Origin of the sequence: Cryobacterium lyxosi, from assembly GCF_004403345.1 — a bacterium.
Taxonomy (GTDB): domain Bacteria; phylum Actinomycetota; class Actinomycetes; order Actinomycetales; family Microbacteriaceae; genus Cryobacterium; species Cryobacterium lyxosi.
Map to the genome: position 1 here is coordinate 1 of NZ_SOGT01000003.1, position 1,625 is coordinate 1,625.

The following is a 1,625-nucleotide window of genomic DNA, read 5'->3' on the forward strand; positions in this document are numbered from 1 at the left end:
TGGATGCGGCTGGGCCTGTTAGTGCAGGTCCGGCCGCTTTTTTGCGCGCACTGTGCGCACATCGTCTGCCCCTGAACGGGGGGTGAACCTGAGAAAGCCCCGAGTTCGATTGTGACATTGCCCATAGTGGGCAATGCTCATCGTATTCCACGCGGCCCCTACAGCCACCACCTGCACCCCCCGAATCTGTGCCCCAACGAAATGTGAACCATGACTCCCTCCACTGTTTTCGCTTCGCCCGCCACCGTTCGCCCGCCTCGTTCCACTCGCCCGTCCAACCGCCTGGCCCTCGTCGCCGCAGCTGGCGCGTGCGCCGTTGCGCTGAGCGGCCTGACCGTACTGCCCGCCCAAGCCGCCACGAACACCACGTCGGTCGCCGTCCCTGCCGGCAGCAAAGTCACCCGCGACCTGGGCACGATCCCCGCCGACGCAGCCACGGTCGACGTCATGTTCGACACCACCGCTGCGGCCCGCACCGACATCAAGGTTCTCGTCGGTCCAGAAAACACCCAGCGCTACTACTTCACCGCTCCCACCGGCGACGGCCCCGAGCGCACCTACACCGTCCCCGTCACCAGCAAGTCCGACGGCACCATCACCGTCGCCAGCGCCACCGCCAACGTCACCGTCGACATGACCATCGTCGGCTACACCGCCAAGACCGTCCCCGCCCCCACCCCCGCACCAGCACCCACACCCGCACCCGCACCGGCCCCAGCCCCCGCCCCGGCCCCAGCGCCCGCCCCGGTTCCAACTGCTGGCCCGCCCACCGCCTCCAACACCGGTGTTCCCGCCGGCACCGCCCTGAAGGTCGTCAACGGTGACATCAATGTCACCACGCCCGGCACCGTCCTCAACGGCCTCGACGTGCGCGGCCTGATCAAAATCAGCGCCGCCAACGTCACCATCAAGAATTCCATCATCCGCGGCCGCACCATGACCGGTCCCGGCGCCCTCATCAACAACCTCGGCGGCTACAGCAACCTCACCATCACCGACACCGAACTGTTCCCGACCATCGCCTCACCCCACGCCAACGGCATCTACGGCTACAACTTCACCGCCACCCGCCTCAACATCCACAACGTCATCGACGGCATCCACATCACCGGCAGCAACGCACTCATCCAGAAAAGCTGGATCCACGACCACATGCACTACCTCAACGACCCCAACCAAGGCGGATCCCCCAGCCACGACGACTCCATCCAGGTACAAAGCGGCAACAACGTCAAAGTCATCGGCAACCGCCTCACCGACTCCCACAGCGCCGCCGTGCAAATCACCCAAGACCGCGGAGTGGTCTCCAACTTCGTCTACACCAACAACTACGCCAACAACGGCGCCTGCACCGTCAACATCGCCGAAAAAACCTACGGCCCCCTCAAAGGCACCATCATCACAGACAACAAATTCGGCCGCGACACCAAGGTCGCCAACTGCGCCGTCATAGCCAAAACCACCACCATCATCGACTTCCAACGCAACTACTACACCGACAACTCCATCGTCACCATCAAAAAAGGCTAACCACCCCCACTAACCACCCCAGAACTCCCTCGCAGGAACCAGGCGGGCCCCACGTGCACACAGCACGCGAGGCCCGCCTCTTCGCGCACCCCAGC

Annotated in this window: 1 protein-coding gene; it reads left to right on the forward strand. The window is 64.4% G+C overall.

Annotation, left to right across the window (positions count from 1 at the left end; genetic code table 11):
- Positions 1 to 210 precede the first annotated feature (210 nt).
- Positions 211 to 1,530 (forward strand): hypothetical protein, encoded by a 1,320-nt coding sequence (locus tag E3T27_RS16445; protein WP_166786082.1) that lies wholly within the window; start codon positions 211 to 213, stop codon positions 1,528 to 1,530.
- Positions 1,531 to 1,625: the final 95 nt, after the last annotated feature.